Annotated in this window: 11 protein-coding genes and 1 tRNA gene; 4 read left to right on the plus strand and 8 right to left on the minus strand. The window is 69.3% G+C overall.

The features are described from left to right. The 4 genes from QFW96_RS19705 to QFW96_RS19720 all read right to left on the minus strand — a co-directional run bounded on the left by QFW96_RS19705 (position 1) and on the right by QFW96_RS19720 (position 11,358). On the minus strand, positions 1–4,938 hold the full coding sequence (locus QFW96_RS19705) for an NAD-glutamate dehydrogenase (RefSeq protein ID WP_281457207.1): 4,938 nt from the start codon (positions 4,936–4,938) through the stop codon (positions 1–3). Between the two features lie 141 nt (positions 4,939–5,079). Then, positions 5,080–7,632, minus strand: coding sequence for a hypothetical protein (locus QFW96_RS19710; protein ID WP_281457163.1), 2,553 nt, complete (start codon positions 7,630–7,632; stop codon positions 5,080–5,082). A gap of 29 nt (positions 7,633–7,661) precedes the next feature. Then, the gene (gene ettA, locus QFW96_RS19715) at positions 7,662–9,335 is read right to left on the minus strand and encodes an energy-dependent translational throttle protein EttA (protein ID WP_281457164.1); all 1,674 of its coding nucleotides are present in this window, start codon (positions 9,333–9,335) and stop codon (positions 7,662–7,664) included. Positions 9,336–9,402: 67 nt separating this feature from the next. Next, entirely contained in the window at positions 9,403–11,358 is a 1,956-nt protein-coding gene (locus QFW96_RS19720) for a bifunctional copper resistance protein CopD/cytochrome c oxidase assembly protein (RefSeq protein ID WP_281457165.1), read from the minus strand. A 225-nt stretch (positions 11,359–11,583) separates the two neighbouring features. On the opposite strand from QFW96_RS19720, the gene QFW96_RS19725 reads away from it, so the two are divergent. Next, positions 11,584–12,168, plus strand: a complete 585-nt coding sequence (locus QFW96_RS19725) for a DUF3558 domain-containing protein (RefSeq protein WP_281457166.1) — start codon at positions 11,584–11,586, stop codon at positions 12,166–12,168. A gap of 132 nt (positions 12,169–12,300) precedes the next feature. Then, positions 12,301–12,374 (plus strand) — tRNA-Arg (locus tag QFW96_RS19730). Positions 12,375–12,467: 93 nt separating this feature from the next. Here QFW96_RS19730 and QFW96_RS19735 read toward each other — a convergent pair. Genes QFW96_RS19735 through QFW96_RS19745 form a run of 3 tightly spaced genes read right to left on the minus strand, consistent with a single transcriptional unit; the run spans position 12,468 to position 14,369 of the window. Continuing rightward, complete coding sequence (locus QFW96_RS19735; protein ID WP_281457167.1) at positions 12,468–12,875, minus strand: arsenate reductase ArsC; 408 nt, start codon at positions 12,873–12,875, stop codon at positions 12,468–12,470. 34 nt (positions 12,876–12,909) lie between these two features. Further along, positions 12,910–14,004 carry an ACR3 family arsenite efflux transporter gene (gene arsB, locus QFW96_RS19740; RefSeq protein WP_281457168.1) on the minus strand — a complete coding sequence of 365 codons (1,095 nt, stop codon included), beginning with the start codon at positions 14,002–14,004 and terminating at the stop codon, positions 12,910–12,912. Beyond that, on the minus strand, positions 14,001–14,369 hold the full coding sequence (locus tag QFW96_RS19745; protein WP_281457169.1) for an ArsR/SmtB family transcription factor: 369 nt from the start codon (positions 14,367–14,369) through the stop codon (positions 14,001–14,003). The genes arsB and QFW96_RS19745 overlap by 4 nt, the downstream gene beginning before the upstream one ends. A gap of 84 nt (positions 14,370–14,453) precedes the next feature. Here QFW96_RS19745 and QFW96_RS19750 point away from each other — a divergent pair, with 84 nt between their 5' ends. Then, a complete protein-coding gene (locus QFW96_RS19750; protein WP_281457170.1) occupies positions 14,454–14,894 on the plus strand; it encodes an ArsI/CadI family heavy metal resistance metalloenzyme in 441 nt (146 codons plus the stop codon). 148 nt (positions 14,895–15,042) lie between these two features. Further along, entirely contained in the window at positions 15,043–15,666 is a 624-nt protein-coding gene (locus QFW96_RS19755; RefSeq protein WP_281457171.1) for a LysE family translocator, read from the plus strand. A 142-nt stretch (positions 15,667–15,808) separates the two neighbouring features. On the opposite strand, the gene QFW96_RS19760 is transcribed toward QFW96_RS19755, so the two are convergent. Then, the gene (locus QFW96_RS19760) at positions 15,809–20,356 is read right to left on the minus strand and encodes an RHS repeat-associated core domain-containing protein (protein WP_281457172.1); all 4,548 of its coding nucleotides are present in this window, start codon (positions 20,354–20,356) and stop codon (positions 15,809–15,811) included. Between the last annotated feature and the right edge of the window lie 30 nt (positions 20,357–20,386).

Here is a 20,386-nt window from a genome sequence, read left to right on the forward strand (position 1 = left end):
TCACCGGACCATGCTGCGGAGCTGACGCGCCGCCACCGACAGCGTGGCCAGGTCCAGCCGCCCGGAGCTCACGATCTGCTCCAGCGACGAGTTGGCCCGCGCCAGTCGGGAGGCGTTCGCCGACTCCCAGCGCGCGATCTTCTCCTCCGAGCCGTCCTCCGGTTCGGAGGTGCGCAGGACGTCCACGGTGATCGCGCGCAGCGACGCGTAGAAATCATCCCGCAGCGCCAGCCTAGCCAGTGCGTGCCACCGGTTGCCGCGCTCCAGCTCGTTGACCGCGATGAGCATCCGCTCCACGTCCAGGTGGGCCCAGAGCGCGTAGTACAGCTCGGCGCTCTCCCGCGGGCTGCGCTCGGCGGTGATGCCCGCGTCGCGCTCGGCGAGCTCGGCGACCTCGCGGATGTCCAGCAGCGCGAAGGCGTCGAGCAGCACCGCGACCCGCTCGGCCAGCTCCTCCGGCACCCCGGCGGCCACCCAGCGCTCGATCTGCGCGGCGACGCCCTCGGCGGCCCGGCCGCGCAGCAGTCCGCGCACGGTCGGGGTGAGCTCGTCGACGACCGGCCGGAACCGGGTGATCTCGGCGCCGATGGCCAGCGGCTGCGGCCGGTTGGTCAGCATCCAGCGGGCCGCCCGGTCGAGCAGGCGCCGGCTCTCCAGCACCATCTCGTCGGCGATGGCGCTGGGCACCGAACCGCCCAGCGCGTCGATGTCGGCCCACAGCCGTCGCAGGTCGTAGACGTTGGTGACGACCGCGAACGCCCGCACCGCGTCGGTGCTGGAAGCGCTGAGCTCCTCGGCCAGCCGGTAGGCGTAGGAGATGCCCGCGCCGTCGACCATCTCGTTGACCAGCAGCGTCGTGATGATCTCGCGGCGCAGCGGGTGCGCGGCGATGGCGTCGCCGTAGCGCTCCTGCAGCGGCTTCGGGAAGTACTCCGGCAGCCGCTCGGCGAAGGCCTCGGCGTCGGGCAGGCCGCTGTCGAGGACGTCGCGCTTGAGCTGGAGCTTCACGTGCGCCATCAGCGTCGCCAGCTCCGGCGAGCTCAGCCCGTCGCCGGACTTCTCCAGGTCGCGGAACGCCTTCTTGGTCGGCAGCGCCTCCAGCTCCCGGTCCAGGCCCGCGGACTGCTCCAGCGCCGCGACCTGCCGGGCGTGCACCGGCAACATCGGACCGGAGTGGGCGCGGGAGATGCCCAGCACCGCGTTCTGCCGGTGGTTGTCGGCCAGCACCAGGTCGCCGACCTCGTCGGTCATCTCGGCCAGCAGCTCGTTGCGCTGCGGTCCGGTGAGCCTGCCGTCGCTGACCAGGTGGTCCAGCAGGATCTTGATGTTGACCTCGTGGTCGGAGCAGTCGACGCCGGCGGAGTTGTCCAGCGCGTCGGTGTTGACCTTGCCGCCGGTGCGGGAGAACTCGATCCGGCCCAGCGAGGTCAGGCCGAGGTTGCCGCCCTCGCCGACGACCTTGACCCGCAGGTCGGCGCCGTTGACGCGGACCGCGTCGTTGGCCTTGTCGCCGACCTCGGCGTGGCTCTCGGCCGCCGACTTGACGTAGGTGCCGATGCCGCCGTTCCACAGCAGGTCGGCCGGGGCCAGCAGGATCCGCTTGATCAGCTCGGCCGGGGCGAGTCCGCGCACCGACTCGTCGATGCCCAGCGCCTCGCGGATCTGCGGGTTCAGCGGGATGGACTTCAGCGAGCGCGACCACACGCCGCCGCCCTCGCTGATCTTGGTGCGGTCGTAGTCGTCCCAGGTGGAGCGCGGCAGGTCGAACAGCCTGCGCCGCTCGGCGAAGGAGCTCGCCGCGTCCGGGTTCGGGTCGATGAAGATGTGCATGTGGTTGAACGCGGCCACCAGCCGGATGTGCTCGGAGAGCAGCATCCCGTTGCCGAACACGTCACCGGCCATGTCGCCGACGCCGACGACGGTGAACTCCTCGCTCTGGGTGTCCACGTCGAGCTCGCGGAAGTGCCGCTTGACGCTCTCCCACGCGCCCTTGGCGGTGATGCCCATCGCCTTGTGGTCGTAGCCGACCGAGCCGCCGGAGGCGAAGGCGTCGCCGAGCCAGAAGCCGTAGGACTGGGCGACGTCGTTGGCGATGTCGGAGAACGTCGCGGTGCCCTTGTCGGCGGCGACGACCAGGTACGTGTCGTCACCGTCGTGGCGCACCACGTTCGGCGGCGGGGCGACCTCGCCGCCCACCAGGTTGTCGGTGAGGTCGAGCAGGCCGGAGATGAACATCCGGTAGCAGGCGACGCCCTCGTCCTGCGCGGCCTTGCGGTCCACCGCCGGGTCGCCGGTGGCGATCGGCGGGCGCTTGACGACGAACCCGCCCTTGGCGCCGACCGGCACGATCACCGCGTTCTTCACCGCCTGCGCCTTGACCAGGCCCAGGATCTCGGTGCGGAAGTCCTGCGGCCGGTCCGACCAGCGCAGACCGCCTCGGGCGACGGAGCCGAACCGCAGGTGCACGCCCTCCACGAACGGCGAGTACACGAAGATCTCGAACTGCGGCCGGGGTTCGGGCAGGCCGGGGATCTCGCGGGGTTCGAGCTTGAACGCCAGGAACGGGCGCTCCCGCTCGCTGGTGTCGACGTAGTAGTTGGTGCGCAGCGTGGCCCGGATCAGGCTCAGGTAGTTGCGCAGGATGCGGTCCGCGTCGAGGCTGGTGACCTCGTCGATCAGGGTGGTGACCGACTCGGTGAGCTCGGCCTCGCGGGCCTTGCGGTCGGCCTCGCCCAGCTCCGGGTCGAAGCGGGCCTCGAACAGCCGCACCAGCGCGGTCGTGGTCGTGCGGTGCTGGAGGACGGTGTCCTCGATGTAGTCCTGGGTGTAGGCGATGCCGACCTGGCGCAGGTACTTGGCGTAGGCGCGCAGCACCGCGGCCTGCCGCCAGTTCAGCCCGGCCCGCAGCACCAGCGCGTTGAACCGGTCGACCTCGGCGTCGCCCAGCCACACCGCGCGGAAGGCGTCCTCGAACCGCTGCCGCAGCGAGTCCAGCAGCTGCCCGTCGGTGCTGTCGAGCAGCCCGGCGTCGAGCCGCAGCCCGAAGTCGTAGATGTAGCACTGCCGCCCGGAGCTCTCCAGGGTCACGTCGTAGGGCCGCTCGTCGACGACCTCGACGCCCATGCTCTGCAGCACCGGCAGCACCCGGGACAGCGTGACCCGGCCGCCGACGTAGAGCTTGAAGCGGCGCTGCCCGGCGCTGGCGTCGCGCGGCACGTAGAACGACATGCGCAGGTCGTCGGCGCCGCTCAGCGACTCCAGCCGACGCAGGTCGCGCAGGCCCTCGGCGGCGCTGAAGTCCTCCTTGTAGGCCTCCGGGAACACCGAGGCGTAGTCCTGCCCGGCCTGGCTGATGGCCTCCGACAGGGCTCGCGCCGGTCCGCCCTCGGCGCGGCCGGAGCGCTCGGCGTCGACCTCGGCGACCATCTGGTCGTCCCAGGTGTGGATGGCCTCGTCGAGCCGCTGCTGGATGCGCTGCAGGTTCGGCTCGACCTGCTCGTCGGGGTCGGTGTGGACGACGAAGTGCACTCGCGCCAGCGTGGATTCGCCCACGCGCGTGCTGTACTCCAGGCTCGTGCCGCCGAGCTCGTCGAGCAGCACCTCCTGCATCGCCAGCCGCGAGCTGGTCGTGTACCGGTCGCGCGGCAGGTAGACCAGGCAGGAGAAGAACCGGCCGTAGGCGTCGCGGCGCAGGAACGGCTTGAGCTTGCGGCGCTCGGCGAGGGCCAGGACGCCGGTGATGGTCTCCTGCAGCGTCTCGAAGTCGGTGGAGAACAGCTCGGTGCGCGGGTAGCTCTGGATCTCCTCCAGCATCCGCTGCCCGGAGTAGGACTCCAGCGGGAAGCCCGCGCGGTGGATGACGTCCCGCACCCGGCGCTCGACGAACGGGATGTCCAGGACGTCCTCGTGCAGCGCCGTGGTGGTGAACAGGCCGAGGAAGCGGTGCTCACCGGTGACCCGGCCGGAGTCGTCGAAGGTCTTGACGCCCACGTAGAACGGGTGGACCGGGCGGTGCACTGTGGACGGTGCGCTGGCCTGGGTGAGCACCAGCAGCTCCGACGACAGCGCGTGCGCCTTGGAGTCCGGGCCGGTGGTCAGGCTGCGGGCGGCGACGCTGTCGCTGCGCAGCACGCCCAGCCCGGAGGCCAGCACGGCCTGCAGCGACTCGCCGTCGCCCTCGACGAGCTCGTAGTGCCGGTAGCCGAGGAAGGTGAAGTGGCCGTCGGCGAGCCAGCGCAGCAGGCCGGCACCGTCGGTGACCTGCTCGGACGACAGCGGCGGCGGCGTCTTCTCCAGCTCGTCGGCCAGCGAGCGGGCGCAGGCGTGCATCCGCTCGGTGTCCTCGACGACCTCGCGCACGTCGTTGAGGACGTCGGCGAGGTCCTGCTTGAGCGCGGCGAGGCGGTCGGGGTCGACGACCTGGCCGACCTCGACGAACATCCAGCTCTCGGCCATCGCCCCGTCCGGCGGGTCGGCCGGGTCCGCCTCGGGCAGGACCTCCAGCAGCTCACCGGCGAGGTCGCGGCGGACGACGACGATGGGGTGGATGACGCGCAGCACGTCGGCGTTGTCGCGACCGAGCTCGGCGATCAGCGAGTCCACCAGGTACGGCATGTCGTCGGTGACGGTCTGCACCACGGTCGCCTGGCTCTGCCAGCCGTGCTCGTCGCGCGTCGGGTTGACGATCTGCACGAGCGGGCGCCCGGCGGCGCGGGACGCGGCCAGCCGGTGGTGCGTTCTGAGGGCTCCGACGAGATCGTTCGGATCGTCGTCGACGAGCTCTTCGGCCGGCACGTGGCGGTAGTAGGTGCGAAGCAGCTCGCCGAGCTCGGGTGCGAACTCGACGGCTCGTTCCAGCAACCGACGCTTGGCCAGTTCAGGGTTCTCGGACTGCTCGCCGGTGGTTCCGGTCAGCAGCTGTCCGGGATTCGAGGTCATGTCAGGCAGCTCCACGCTTTACGGCACCTCGTTGTGCCAACAGGTTCCACTCTAAGACTGCCAGTTCCCGCTCACGGGGCCGGGATCTGATCGAGGTGTGGTGGTGAAAACAGGCGCAACGATCGATGTCCGTGAGGTTTCTCAGAGCAACGGATCCACTGCCGCGCCACCGATTCCGGGTGCGCGGTGCCGGGCCCCGAAGCCGTCGTGTCGATCATCCTCTGTGGACTCGTGTCGGTTGCGTCCGGTCTCGCCGCCGGTGTCGTGATCCGTGTGGTTCGAATCGCCGTCGCTGTGGCTGTCGCCATATCCGGGCTCACCGTAACCGGGTTTGTGGCGACCGCCATACCCGATGGCCGCGATTCCCCCGCTCACCTGCTGCTCGGCCTCGTCGGTCCGTCCGGCGTTGTAGGCCATGAGCGCGTCGGCGAGCAGGTCTGCCAGGCTCGCGTCGGCGCTCGGCTCCGGCGGTGTCGGTTCCGGCGGTGTTGGTTCCGGTGCTGGCGGTTCTGGCGGCGCCGGTTCCGGATCGGGTTCCACCTGGCGGAGGTTCGGGTCGGTGTCCTCGGCGGAGCGCGCCGACGACTCGCGCTCGGGGTCGGGCTGGAACGCGGCGAGCGGATCGGGGTCGGCGTGCCGCCGTCCCCGGCGGCGGGACGGCTGGTGGTCGGCGGGGAGCTTCAGCTCCGCCCGGATCTCGGCCAGCGACTTGCCCCGCGACCGACGTCCGCCCTGTTCCTGGGGCTCGTGCTCCTCGGGGCGGGCGTGCGCGCTCGGCTCCGGGACGTCCTCGGGCTCGGGCAGCGGGAAGCCCTGCGCGGGTGTGACGGGCTCGGGCTCGGGCCGGGGCGCGTGCTCGCGGCGGTCGTGTGCCTCGGTGATCCGCCGCAGGCTGTCGGCCGCCGCGGCCAGCGGATCCCCGCTCCACCGCTGCCCGGGGTCCTCCTCGCCGTAGCCGTCCTCGTACCCACCGGCTTCCTCGTGCGTGTCGGGCTCGACGCGTTCCGGCTCGTCGGAGGGCCACCAGCTCCCCGCGGAACGCTCCGCAGGCGCGTTCTCCTCGGGAACCTCGAACACCTCGCTCGGCGAAGCCGAGTCGAAAGCCACCCGAGGCTCGGACAACCCACCCCCACCAACGGACTCAGCAGCCTCAACAGGAGCGGCAGCCTCAACAGGAGCGGGAGTCTCGACAGGAGCGGACACCTCGGCGCTCTCCCGATCCTCAGCCTCCTTGGCCACCCGACTCGTCAAAGCCTCCATCAACAACCGCGCAGCGTCATGCGCCTCCGCGTAACCGCCCCGAGCCCCCTCGGTCTTCGCGGACTCCGCCCGAACCACCTCAGGTCCCGTTTCAGAAGTGAGGGAAGTTTTCATGAAAACTTCCCCCTCCCCCTCGGAGGTCTCCCGGCGGTCGGACCCGACCCCGTCCAGGTCGTCATCCTCCACCGAAACCACGTCGTGACTGGTCACAGAGGGTTCAACCGCTCCGGGTGCAGGGGTTCGGTCCGGAGCGGGTTCCGGGGTTCGAGGGGTGGTGCGGGCCGGGGGTTCGGGTTCGTGGGTGGGGGAAGTTTTCATGAAAACTTCGCGCTCCGACACCACGGCCACGGGAGCGGCGCGACGGCCCCGGCGCCCGTCCGGGGCGGGTGCCTCGGAGTCCGCCGGGTAGGCCTTGAGGAGGCTGAGGCGGGCGTGGTGCACCTGGGACCGCCAGCGGCGGTCGGCCGAGTAGGCGCCGCGCAGGGTCTGCAGGGCCTCGGCTATCTCCTCGACCCGCTCGTGCGCGCGGGAGAGGGCGTTGAGCGCTTCGGCGAGCAGGCCGTCGAGGCCGTGCCGCTCGGAGATCGCGGCGGTCTCGGCCAGCACCCGCAGCGCGGACTCGTGGTCCCCGCCCGGCAGGTGCACGCGGGTGGCCAGCGCCAGCCCGAGCCACCCGGTGGGCCCGGCGGCCGCGGCGCGGACGGGTTCGGCCAGCACGGCCTGGCTGGTCTCGACGGCTTCGACTCGGTGGCCCTGGTCGAGCAGGGCGTGCACGCGCTCCAGCAGGAGGCGGGTCTGGATCTCGCCGCCTTCGGCCTCGGGGTCGCTGAGCCGCCGCAGCAGTCCGAGCCCGGTGTCGGTGGCGGCCACGGCCTCGGCGAACTCGCCGAGCCTGCGGCGGTGCGCTGCCCGCAACGCCCACACCCGGGCCTTGAGCACGCGGGTGGTGTCCTGCTCGGAGTCGCAGTCGGCGTAGAGGCGCTCGGCCTCGTCGAGGACGTCGGCGCGCTCGTCGACGTCCTGCTGCCCGGGCAGCGCGGAGGCCAGCGCGAGCAGCGCGTGGGCGCGCAGCACGGGGTCGATCCGCTCGCGCGCCAGCTCGCGGCGCAGGAGCCGGACGGCGACCTCGTGGCTGCCGGAGCTGACCGCGCACCAGCCGAGCTCGATGCGCAGCCTGGTCAGGACGTCGGGGAACCCGGCCGTCTCGGCGTCCTGGACGGCGGTGAGGGCGCGGCCGGTGGCCGCGACCCCGCGCCCCAGCCGGTTGGCGGCGAACAGGGCCAGCGCCTCGGCGCGCAGCCGCGCGCCCCGGTCGCCGGTGCGCCTGGCGAGCGCCGCCGCTCTGTCGCTGAGCACCAAGGTGAGTTCGGGAACTCTCCACCGCATCTGCCACGCGGGTTCGAGCAATCCCTCCACCGAGCTGGGCTCTGCCACAGCGGCCACGCTCGCCAAGGCGCCTCCGTTCAGCCGCGGGTCAACTTGCGATGGGTAACCCGGTGCGGACGGGCGGCGTCGGCGCCCAGCCGCTCGATCTTGTTCTCCTCGTACCCCTCGAAGTTACCTTCGAACCAGAACCACTTGGCGGGGTTCTCCTCATCTCCCTCCCACGCGAGGATGTGCGTGGCGACGCGGTCCAGGAACCAGCGGTCGTGGGAGATGACCACGGCGCAGCCGGGGAACTGCTCCAGCGCGTTCTCCAGCGAGCCCAGGGTCTCGACGTCCAGGTCGTTCGTCGGCTCGTCCAGCAGGATCAGGTTGCCGCCGGCCTTGAGCGTCAGCGCCAGGTTCAGCCGGTTGCGCTCACCACCGGAGAGCACGCCCGCCGGCTTCTGCTGGTCCGGGCCCTTGAACCCGAACGCGCTGACGTAGGCGCGGGACGGCATCTCGACCTGGCCGACCTGGATGTAGTCCAGACCGTCGGACACGACCTCCCACACGTTCTTGTCGGGGTCGATGTTCGCGCGGTTCTGGTCCACGTACGAGAGCTTGACCGTGTCGCCGACCTTGACCGTTCCGCTGTCCGGCTCCTCCAGCCCGACGATGGTCTTGAACAGCGTGGTCTTGCCGACGCCGTTCGGGCCGATGACGCCGACGATGCCGTTGCGCGGCAGGCTGAACGACAGGTCGTCGATCAGCAGCTCGTCGAAGCCCTTCTTGAGGTGCTCGACCTCGACCACCGTGTTGCCCAGGCGCGGGCCCGGCGGGATCTGGATCTCCTCGAAGTCGAGCTTGCGGGTCTTCTCCGCCTCGTTGGCCATCTCCTCGTAGCGGGCCAGGCGGGCCCGCGACTTGGTCTGCTTGGCCTTGGCGTTGGAGCGGACCCACTCCAGCTCGTCCTTGAGGCGCTTCTGCAGCTTGGCGTCCCGCTTGCCCTGGACCGCGAGGCGCTCCTGCTTCTTCTCCAGGTAGGTGGAGTAGTTGCCCTCGTAGGGGTAGGTGCGGCCGCGGTCGAGCTCCAGGATCCAGCCGGCGACGTTGTCCAGGAAGTACCTGTCGTGCGTCACGGCGAGGACGGCGCCCTGGTAGTTGGCCAGGAACTGCTCCAGCCAGAGCACGGATTCGGCGTCGAGGTGGTTCGTGGGCTCGTCGAGCAGCAACAGGTCGGGCTTGCTCAGCAGCAGCTTGCAGAGCGCGACGCGGCGTCGCTCACCACCGGAGAGGTGCTTGACCTCGGCGTCCGGCGGCGGGCAGCGCAGAGCGTCCATCGCCTGCTCCAGCTGGGAGTCCAGTTCCCACGCGTCGGCGTGGTCCAGGTCCTCCTGGAGCTTGCCCATCTCCTCCATCAACTCGTCGGAGTAGTCGGTCGCGAGCTGTTCGGCGATCTCGTTGAAGCGGTTGAGCTTCACCTTGATCTCGCCGACGCCCTCCTCGACGTTGCCGAGGACCGTCTTCTCCTCGTTCAACGGGGGTTCCTGCTGCATGATGCCCACGGTGTAACCCGGCGACAGGAACGCTTCTCCGTTGTTCGGCTGGTCGAGTCCCGCCATGATGCGCAGCACGGTCGACTTGCCAGCCCCGTTCGGCCCGACGACGCCGATCTTGGCGCCCGGGTAGAACTGGATGGTCGCGTTGTCGAGGATGACCTTGTCACCATGCGTCTTGCGCACGTTTTTCATGGTGTAAATGAACTCGGCCATACCCCGAATCGTAGTGGCGTCCCACCCCGAGCCCCGCACGCGGGCCCCCGGGAGAACGAAGGGGTGTTCAGCTGCGCGGCGAGTCCTGATCGGCCAGGCGTTTGAGCATCTCGTTGTAAGCGGTGAGATCCGCGTCCCCGTCCTTGTCGGCCTTGCGGTCGAGACGACGGGCCTGCCGATCGTCCGCCCGGGACCACTGGATCAGCAGCGCCAGCATCACCACGACCAGCGGCACCTCACCGGAGGCCCAGGCGAGGCCACCGCCGAGCTGCTGGTCGGCGAGCAGGTCGGTCATCCACGGCAGGTCGAGGCTGCGGTAGAAGTCGGCGCCGATGGGCTTGGCGGACATCATCAGGGCGATGCCGAAGAACGCGTGGAAGGGCATGGAGGCGAAGACCATGCCGACCTTGCCGATGGGCGGCAGCTGGCGCGGCGACGGGTCGATGCCGATGACGGGCCAGTAGAAGACGTAGCCGACCAGCAGGAAGTGCGCGTTCATCGCCAGGTGCGCCCAGTGCTGGCTCAGCGCCAGGTCGAACAGGCCGGTGAAGTACAGCGCGTAGAACGACCCGACGAACAGCACCAGCGCTACGACGGGGTGGGTGAGCGCGCGGGTCAGCGGCGAGTGCACGAACGCCGTCAGCCACTCGCGCGGACCGGGCGGCTGCCCCTTGCCCGCGGGCTTGAGCACCCGCAGCGCCAGCGACGTCGGCCCGCCCAGCACCAGGAACACCGGCGCCAGCATGGACAGCAGCATGTGCTGACCCATGTGCACGCTGAACACGGCGGGCGCGTAGCGGCCGACGCCGGCGGAGGTGGCGACGAGGATCGTCAGGCAGCCGCACAGCCAGGCGATGGTGCGCCCGACGGGCCACTTGTCGCCGCGTGCGCGCAGCCGGTGCACGCCCCACAGGTAGAGGCCTGCCAGGACCAGGGCGGCCGTGCCGTAGACGAGGTCGAAGCGGAAGTCGAACAGCAGCCGCAGGGTGTCCGGCGGCGCGTCGAGGGTGTAGCCGATGATCAGCTCGGTGCGGCTGGGCACGGTGGTGTAGCCGCCGGGCGGCGGGGTGCGACCGAGCGCGACGGCGACGCCGAGGGTGGCGAACATGATCAGCACTTCGACGGCGCCGAGCCGCAGCAGCCCGGACGACCCGGCCTCCAGCCGGGCGACGACCTTGCTGCGCTGCAGGTATCCGAACACGCCGAGCACCAGCAAGCCGATGATCTTCAGCAGCACCAGCAGCCCGTAGGTCGATCCGAACAGCTGCTCCGGCGAGACCCGCACCAGCGCGTTGATCACTCCGGACAGCGCCATCGCGACCCAGCTGACCAGGGCGATCACCGAGAACCGGCGCGCGACCAGCGGCAGGTGCGCCCCGCCGCGGGCGGCGTGGGCGATCAGCGCGATCAGCCCGCCGACCCACAGCACGGCTCCGACGAGGTGGAACAGCAGGCTGTTGGTGGCGATGTCGTGGGCACCGCCGCTGGCGGAGTGCCCGGTGGCGATGACCGGCAGCAGCCCGGCGAGGCCGAGCGCGAAGGTCACCACGGTCCAGCCCCAGGACAGCACGATCCGGCAGGCCAGGGCGACGACGAACGCGATGATCGCGGTCAGCGCCCAGGCCTTGGCCTCTTCGAGCGCGTCGAGGAGGCCGAGCATCACGTCGGCGCTGAGCACCTCGTTCACCGGGCGGCCGGTGGCATCGGCGCAGATGAACGGCACCATCAGCGCGGCGCCGACGAACCAGACCGAGGCTCCCCAGCCCGCGGCGCGCACGGCGGCGTAGCCGTCGGCGAGCAGCGCTCCGGAGCGCTTCGCGGGGATGCCGAACGAGGCCAGCAGCAGGGAGCCGACGGTGACCACGGCTCCGGTCTCGGCGATCACCCGGACCACGGGCAGCCCGTACTGGGTGACGGGACCGGGGTCGGGCAGTCCGAGCAGGGCGTAGTTGGCCCCGGCGGACAGCGCGGTCAGGCCGGCGGCGATCAGCGCCGCGAGCACTCCTGCGGTGAAGACCAGCACGCCGACCGTGCCGGAGGCGCTGCGCCGTTGACCAGTGGGCCGTTGACCAGTGGGCCGCTGACCAGTGGGCCGCTGACCAGCAGGCCGTGGACCAGGGCTGGAACTCTGTGCGGCGGCGGACTCGGATGGCACGTACCGAGCGTAACCGTCGCTGTGCGCCGATCACCGGTCAGGATGGCGCACCTGGGCGTGGTCTCCCGCACTCACCGCCGCTACGGTTACCCCGTGCCGAAGTTCCGTGACCGCCTGCCACGTCTGCTCGTGCTGTGCGTGCTGATCGGCGGACCGGCGCTGACCGGGTGCGCGTCCGACGTCGCGGGCACGCCCATCCCGGCCGCGGGCTTCCACGACCAGCCCGAGGCGACGCAGACCCGCTCGGCGATCGCGACGCCGCCCAGCATCCCGGGCCCGCGCGGCGAGGTCGACCCGTGCACATTGCTCGCCCCCGCCGACCTGGTCCCGGTCGGCGGCGCGGTGGGCCCGCCGCATCCCGGCAACCCGGTCCCGGGCGCGTGCGCGCACCTGCTGGGCGGCCACCCGGACAACACGGCCGCCGCCGGCTTCCACGAGCCGTACCCGGTCCTCGCCAAGCGGCAACCGAGGGGCGTCGAAGTGGACGTGCTCGGTTACTCCAGCTGGCTGTACTGCGAACCGGTCACGGGCTACCAGACGTGCACGGCGGCGACGGCGATCAGATCGGACAGATCGCTGCTGACGATGCTGTCCCTCAAGGACGCCTCGGCCGCCGACACCGCGGATCGCCTCTTCGGCCTCACCACTACCGCCCTGCGGAAACTGCCCCCGACGTAACCCGCTTGCCGGTTGTCGAAAAGCTTGCCGTTGTGTACCGGCTCGGCAACGTTGCCGCGTCGTTCCCACACGCGATGCGGCCGACCGCTACCCTCCTTGCTGCACAACGTCGGGCATACCGCCCACCGAACGGCCCCCATAGCTCAGCCGGATAGAGCAAAGGACTTCTAATCCTTAGGTCGCAGGTTCGAGTCCTGCTGGGGGCGCCGAACCCCCTGGTAACGCAAGTGGGGGGTTGATCTGGTACGAGATCAACCCCCGCTTCACCCCGCACCCGCTCGTTCTGGATCTGTTCGGGGTCAGGCGCTGGGGACGAGTTCGGCGAGGAGTTCTTGGACTCGTCGGTCGATGTCGTCGCGGATCTCGCGGACGGCGTCGACGCCTCGTCCCGCGGGGTCGGTGAGTTCCCAGTCGAGGTAGCGCTTGCCGGGGAAGACGGGGCAGGCGTCGCCGCAGCCCATGGTGATGACCACGTCGGCGGCTTCGACGGCGTCGGTGGTGAGCTTCTTCGGGACTTCCCGCGACAGGTCCAGGTCGAGTTCGTTCATGACTTCGACCACGGCGGGGTTGATCGTGTCGGCTGGTGCGGAACCAGCGGAGCGGACGGCGACCGCGCCCTGCGCGCGGTGGTGCAGCAGGGCGGCGGCCATCTGGGATCGGCCGGCGTTGTGCACGCAGACGAACAGGACCTCGGGGGTGGTGGGCACGATGGCTCCTCGACTCTCAGCGATGTCGTGGTGATCAGGCGTCGGCTCGGACGTGGTGGGCTTCCGATGGCGTGGTGCTGCTGAACCAGCGCCGGGTGGCGAGTGAGACGTAGACGAGCGCGACCAGCACCGGGACCTCGATCAGCGGCCCCACGACACCGGCCAGGGCCTGGCCGCTGGTGACGCCGAAGGTCGCGATCGCGACGGCGATGGCCAGCTCGAAGTTGTTGCCCGCAGCGGTGAACGACAACGTCGCGGAGCGCTCGTAGTTCAGGCCGATGGCCTTGCCCAGCGCGAACGATCCCGCCCACATCACCGCGAAGTAGACCAGCAGCGGCAGCGCGATGCGCGCGACGTCCAGCGGGCTGGACGTGATCGCCTCCCCCTGCAGCGCGAAGAGGATCACGATGGTGAACAGCAGCCCGTAGAGCGCGACCGGGCCGATCTTGGGCAGGAACCGCGACTCGTACCACTCGCGGCCCTTCGCTCGCTCGCCGAACCAGCGGGTGAGGTATCCGGCCAGCAGCGGGATGCCGAGGAAGATCAGCACGTTCTTGGCGATCTCCCAGGCCGAGACCTCCAGCCCGGCGACCGGCAGGCCGAGCCAGCCGGGCAGCGCGGAGAGGTAGAACCAGCCGAGTCCCGCGAAGGCGACGACCTGGAACACCGAGTTGAGCGCGACCAGCACGGCGGCGGCCTCGCGGTCCCCGCAGGCCAGGTCGTTCCAGATGATGACCATCGCGATGCAGCGCGCCAGGCCGACGATGATCAGCCCGGTCCGGTACTCCGGCAGATCGGGCAGGAACACCCAGGCCAGCGCGAACATCAGCGCCGGGCCGAGCACCCAGTTGAGCGCGATCGAGGAGACCATCAGGCGCTTGTCGCCGGTGACGGTGTCGAGCCGGTCGTAGCGGACCTTGGCCAGCACCGGGTACATCATCACCAGCAGGCCCAGCGCGATGGGCAGCGAGACGCCGTCGACTTGCACGGCGTCCAACGCGGAGCCCAGCCCGGGGATCCACCGGCCGGCCAGGAGCCCGACGAGCATCGCGGCTCCGATCCACACCGGCAACAACCGGTCCAAGGCGGACAGTTTCGCCACGACGGCGTTGTCCTGGAGCTGCGTCATGCCGACACCGCCACGTCCTGAGCGGGTGCCAGCGAGTCGGACAGCAGGCGCATCGTGTCCGGCCGGACGCGGTAGTAGATCCAGGTCCCGCGCCGCTCACCCTCGATCACCCCGGCCTCGCGCAGCACCTTGAGGTGGTGCGAGATCGTCGGCCCGGACAGCTCGAACGCCCCGGTCAGGTCGCACACGCAGGCCTCGCCACCGGCGTGCGAGGCGATCAGGGACAGCAGCCGCAACCGCACCGGCTCACCGATCGCCTTGAAAACCCGCGCGAGCGTTGCCGCCTGCTCAGCATCGAGCGGTTCCCGCATCACCGGCGAGCAGCACAGCGCCTCGTCACCCACCGGCGACCCTTGTTTCGACATTTTTCTATCTTGACAGCCGTCGAATCCAGGGCGCAAGCTCCGGGTGTTCATCTGTTTCGATGGAAATCGAAGTAAGGGGTTGAGATGTCTCGCATGCAACTGGCTCTGCGCGTGGGCGACCTGGACGGCTCGATCGCGTTCTACTCGAAGCTCTTCGGCACCGAACCCGCCAAGCTCCGGTCCGGCTACGCCAACTTCGCCATCGCCGAACCGCCGCTCAAGCTCGTGCTCGTCGAAGGCGAATCCGGGCAGGACACCGCCATCGACCACCTGGGCGTGGAGGTCGACGACACCGAGCAGGTCAGCGACGCCACCGACCGGCTCAAGGCACTCGGGTTGTTCACCGAAGTCGAGGAGGACACCACCTGCTGCTACGCCCGCCAGGACAAGGTCTGGGTCCGCGGCCCGGGCCGGGAACCCTGGGAGGTCTACGTCGTCAAGGCCGACTCCCAGACCTTCGGCGCCTCGACGACCGAGGAGTGCGCTGCACCCTGCTGCACCACCGACGAGGCCGCCAGCGCATAACTCGCCGTCGATCGCGGCCCGGCACCGGTCGGCGGGCGCACCCCTCTGGCCGACCCTGGCGAAGCGTTGTGTAGCACTGCGCGGTGAACCGGCCGCGCCGCCGTGTTGCAATGAGCCGTCCGCGTTCGGAGCCGGCTCAGGAGGGGTCATGACCAGCGCAGCGCTGTGGGGGTTCACCGTCGTGGCGGTGCTGGCCGTGCTCACGCCCGGCCTGGACACGATGCTCGCCCTGCGCCACGCGCTGCTCGGAGGCCGTCGCGCGGGGTTCACCGCGGTCCTCGGGATCACGACGGGCTGCCTGATCTGGGGTACGGCGAGCATCGTCGGCCTGACGGCGCTGCTCACGGCCTCGGAGATCGCCTACAACGTCGTCCGCGTCCTCGGCGCCGCCTACCTGATCTGGCTCGGCACGTCAGCGCTGTGGAAGACGTTGCCCCGCAACAGGAAAGCGGAGCCGGAAGACGTCCAGATCCCGGCCGGGCGTTCCGCCTTCCGCGCGGGCCTGATGACCAACCTGCTCAACCCCAAGGTCGGCGTCTTCTACATGAGCCTGCTGCCCCAGTTCCTCCCCACCGGCCCGACGGCCTCGGCCTGGGGAGCCCTGCTGGTGGCCATCCACCTCACCGTCGGCCTGCTCTGGCTGCCGAGCCTGGTCTGGATGGCCGGACGAGCCCGGGCCTTCCTGCAGAAGGCCCGGGTCCGCCGCTGGATGGACCGCATCACGGCAACGGTGCTGCTCGGCCTCGGCGTGAAACTCGCCGCCGAGGTCTGAGGGATTCGGGCTGCGCCGGGTCTGCCGCCGAGAAGCGCGCTGCCCGTTCAGTCCTCCGACGAGGAGGTGCGCACGGGGAAGTGGGGACGTGTGGCCTCCGGTAGAGGCCACAGCAGCCGGCGACCGATCACCGAGGCCGGCTCTACCTAGTCGGGTAAACGGTGATGCCGTCCCTCACCAAGTCGACGTCCATCCCGTGGGAGATCGCACTCTTGACCGCCTCCGGTCCCGTCCCGTGCTTCGTCAGAAGGTCCTGGTAGTCGCTTCTGAACTCCGATACCGCGACATACGCACGGACGTCGTCTTGGGACCAGTTCTTCGGGAACATGGTGCTCTGGTCCTTCTGGTTCGGAACCCCGTCACGCCTGTAGGGCCCTAGTTCGTGCACCTTGGTCTCTCGTCCGACCACGTTCCCCTGCGGATGAACTTCCTGAGGAAGCCCTGGACGGCCGTTCAACCGCTGTTGTGGTGAATAGGCGTGCAGACCGGTCGGCGTTCTCCCATCGGTGGTCCTCTCGCCCTTGAAAATGTGGATATCCGTTTTCTTGTGCTTCTCCTTGAAACGCTCGGCGATCTCCGGAATCGCGTTGCGCGCCCTGGCATGATCGCCCTGCGTCTTCCGCTTCTGCTCCTCCGTGCACTTCGTCGGGGCCAGGCCGAGCGGGTCGAGCAAGGTGGTCGGATTGGAGACGTAGGCGTGGTGGTTGAACCCACCGGAAAGCCCGATCGGATCGGGACTTGCGAAACGCCCGATCACGGGGTCGTAATAGCGGAAGAAGTTGTAGTGGAGCCCGGTCTCTGCATCGAAGTACTGACCGGGAAACCGCAACGGCATGCCCACCGAGTTGCGAGCATCGTCGTCAGCGCGTCCCCACAGACTGGCGCGGCTGAACCATGCGATCGCCCCGTCATCGTCGACCAGTTCGGCGGGGGCGCCGACGAGATCGGTCACGATCGCGTAGAACTGCCCATCAACCCACTCCCGGGATGCCTGCGAAATCCGTTCGCTCTGAATCAGCGGCCGGTAACTGCCGGGCTCGTAATCCCAGACGGTGACGCGGGTTCCGCGGGTATCGAATTGAGCCTGCTCGACGAGGACGTCACCATCCCAGGTGAAGTCCGTCCGCGCCATGACGTTTCCAAGCGGGGCGAGGTGTTCCTTGGAGATCCGTCGCCCGAGTGCGTCGTAGCGGTACCGCCACTGCGTCCCATCGGGCATTCCGACTGCGACGAGTCGGTCATCAGCATCCCAGGAGTAGCGCCACGTCTCGACGCCCTGCGTCAGTCGTTTCCGCTGGCGCACGACCATGCGCCCCTGGGCGTCGTGCTCGTATCGAATAGCACCCGCGCTGCGGATCAGCGTGCCGGTGTAGGCGCGCTCCCCGAGCGCGTCCTGGTCGGTAGCCGTTGGCCACGCGGCGCTGCTGATATTGCCCGCGGGATCGTACGCGTACCGCTCCGCCCATCCTGCCGCGTGCACGCCCGTCACCCGGCCCCTTCCATCAAGAGCGAACCGGCGCGAACCGGCGACCATGTCGTCGACCTCGATGAGCCGGCCATCTGCCCGGTAGCGGAAAGACCGTTGCTGGCTGCGCTGGCCGGAGGCGTTCGTCACCGCCTGAGATCGGAGGAGACCGGACGCAGTCCACTCCTGGTTGATGATCGCTCCCGATCCCAGTCGGCGACCGATCTCCCGCCCCAGCTTGTCGTACTCGAAGGCCAACGTTCGCCCGGCGACGCGCAAACCTGCCGGTTGCCCGTTCGCGTCGTACTCCCACACGCTCTCCACGCCCGAGGGCGTGCTTCGACGAACCCGGCGGCCCAGCGCGTCATAGGAGCTGCGAACCACGCGGCCGTTGACGCTCTCGCTGGTGACCCGTCCGAGGTCGTCATAGGTGTAGGTGAGGCGGCTGTCCTCGTTCACCGCCTCCAGCAGCAATCCGCTCGCGTTGAAGGTGAAGCTCGTCATCGCGGTACCACAGCGGCGCTGCACAACGTTGCCCAGCGGGTCGTGGCCGAACTCGGTCGTCTCCCCCATGGCGTTGACCCTCTCGACGAGCTGGCCCGCCGCGTCGTAGCGGTACGAGACCGTCGCGCCGTTGAAATCTGTTTCCCTGACGAGATTCCCGGCGGAGTCGTAGTCGTAGCGCCAGACCAGCCCCTGTTCGTTCGTGACACCGACCAGGCGCATCTCCGTGTCGTAGGTGAACTCCAGCCTCGTCCCGTCCGGCCTGATCTCCGCCTTGATCAGGTCGAAGTGCGTGTATTCCCTGTGAACCGTCGCTTGCTGGTCGGAATGCGCGCGTTCGTTCCCCTCACCATCGAAGGCCCACCGCTGGACGTTGCCGTCCGGGTCCTGGCTCCACGCGACTCGACCGGACACCGTGTAGCCCAGGCGCTGAACCGCACCAGCGGGGTCGACGATCGCGACTATCCGGCCGAACTGATCACGCTCGTACCGGGTGACCGCACCCATGGCGTCGGTGACGCTCGCGACCAAACCGTCGATCCCGTTCTCGACCCGAGTGATGCCACCATGCGCGTCGGTTATCGAGACCAGGTTGCCGCGCTCGTCGTAGGCGAACATCGTGGCTGCCCCTGCGGCGTCGACCTCCTTGACCAGGTTGCCCCGTTCGTCGTACTCGCGGCGGGTGACGGCTCCATCGGCTTCTCGGAGAACGGTCGGCAGACCGAGCGCGTTGTACTCGCGGCGCAGCGTGCTGCCGTCAGGCCGGGTGATGGCGGTGACGTTGCCAGCGCTGTCGTAGTCGTACCGCACCGTCCGCCCAATTTGATCGGTCCGGCGCAGCAACCGGTCGTGGACGTCCCATTCCGACTCGGTGACGTTGCCCAGCGGGTCCACTTCCCTGACGACCTGACCGGCCTCGTTCATGTGGAACGCGGTTCGGTGACCGAGGGAATTCGTGTGGTAAGTGATCCGAGTTGCGGTGTCGTATTCCATCGTTCCGCTGAGGAACCCGCCGGACCCTTCGGTGCGCACGCAGCGCCCGGTCGCATCGTAGGTGTACCGGTACCACTCACCGTTGCGGTCGGTCCAGCTCACGATGCGCCCATCGGCGTCGTACTCGAACCGCATCGGCTGACCGGAGGCGTTGATCACCTGTGTGAGACGCCCGTCGGTGTAGCCGTAACGCATCAGTTCGACTTCGGATCCGTCTGCTCCCACCGAACGCAACGCCGTGATCCGGTGGTCGGACGACTCCACGCGGACGAGGTGGCCACCGGTGTGCCGGATCTCCGTCGGCACACCGGAGTCGTCGCGGCTGAACTCGATGCGGTTGCCGTTGTGGTCGAAAATCGCCGCCAGCGGGCGAACTCCGGTACCCGGCGCGAAGTAGAGGACGCAGGATCGCTGGGCGTCTTCGAGCAAGTAGCCACCGTCGTCCGCTCTCCCGAGCGAACGACTTGGACCATCCTCGCTGTGGACCCAACCCCCGGCAACGGGGTGTGGAAAGTGCTGGAGCGTGCCGTCGGCAGACACGTAGCTGACTCCAGAACCATCGACTTCCAGTCGCTCATCCAGTGTGGACACCCATTCGCGTCCGAACCAACTCCCGAGCCTGTAACCGGAGAAGTGCGTGCGAGAGATCTCCAGCGGCAGTGCGGCTTCGAACCGAGCGTCGGTTTCAGCCATCACCATCTGCCCGGTGGAGACGTCGATCGGGTCCCCGCAGGTGTTCGCCCTGTCCAACGAGCGCGGGTTCGACCTCTCGTTTCGCGCGTTGGAAGGTGTCGTCGAAGCAGGCGAATCGATCGACCTCGAATTGCCTCCAGCGCCAGAGCCGGATCCGTTGGTGTCGAGCGACCGGTCGGCCGACTGGGAGTGGGTGTTGCTCGGCGGCGAACCGCCGCCCTCGGGCTTGTTGTCCGCGCTCGCGGACTTCGTGGAGGCCGGGCCGTCGTTCGCGCTGCCGTCCTTCTTGATCTTGTTCAGCTGCTTGCCTGCGTCGCCGAAGCCATCGCCGAGCTTCTTCAACAGCGGGGTCAGCGCCTTCATGGCCTTGATGAGCTTGGTGGTGATGTCGGCGATCCTGGCCGCGACCTTGGCGACCTCCGCGACGACCTGCGGGACCACCCAGGCCATCGCGATGCCCAGCGTGCAGACGACCTGCAACGCCCAGCTGATCAGGTGGCCGACGAGCTCGGCGATGATGTCGCGCACCAGCGACCGCACCATGCCCACGACCTCGCCGGCCGTGCCGATGCCGTCGGCAGCGCCCTCGGCGGCCTTCTTCGCCGCGTCGATCAGCGCCTTGGTGTCGTCGCTGCGCTTCCGGTACGCGTCCCCGGCCTCGCCCGTCCACCCAGCGGTGTCCTTCTTGACGAGGTCGGTCATCTCCTCGGCGACCATTCCCAGTTCGTTCGCGACGTTCTTCCACGTCTCCGAGTGCGCCTTGATCTCGTCGGGGTCGCCGGTCAGCGAATCCAACGCGTCCGACACCGGGCCGACGTGCTCGATCAACCAGCCGACACCGGCGGAGAAGATGGCGCCGAACGGGTCCATCGCCATGCCCAGCGCGTCCAGCCCTGTTCCGACCACGCCCATGACGCCCGAGGCCCAGTCGCCGGATTCGATCGCCTTCTGCGTGTCGGCGACGGACTCCGCGATCTGGATACCGCTGTAGGACTTCGTCGAGTCCTCGCGCTCGGCCACCAACGGATTCGCCATGTAAACCCCCAGAACAAACCAGCAGAGATC

The organism is Saccharopolyspora ipomoeae (assembly GCF_029952525.1).
In the GTDB taxonomy this organism is placed as follows: Bacteria; Actinomycetota; Actinomycetes; order Mycobacteriales; family Pseudonocardiaceae; genus Saccharopolyspora; species Saccharopolyspora ipomoeae.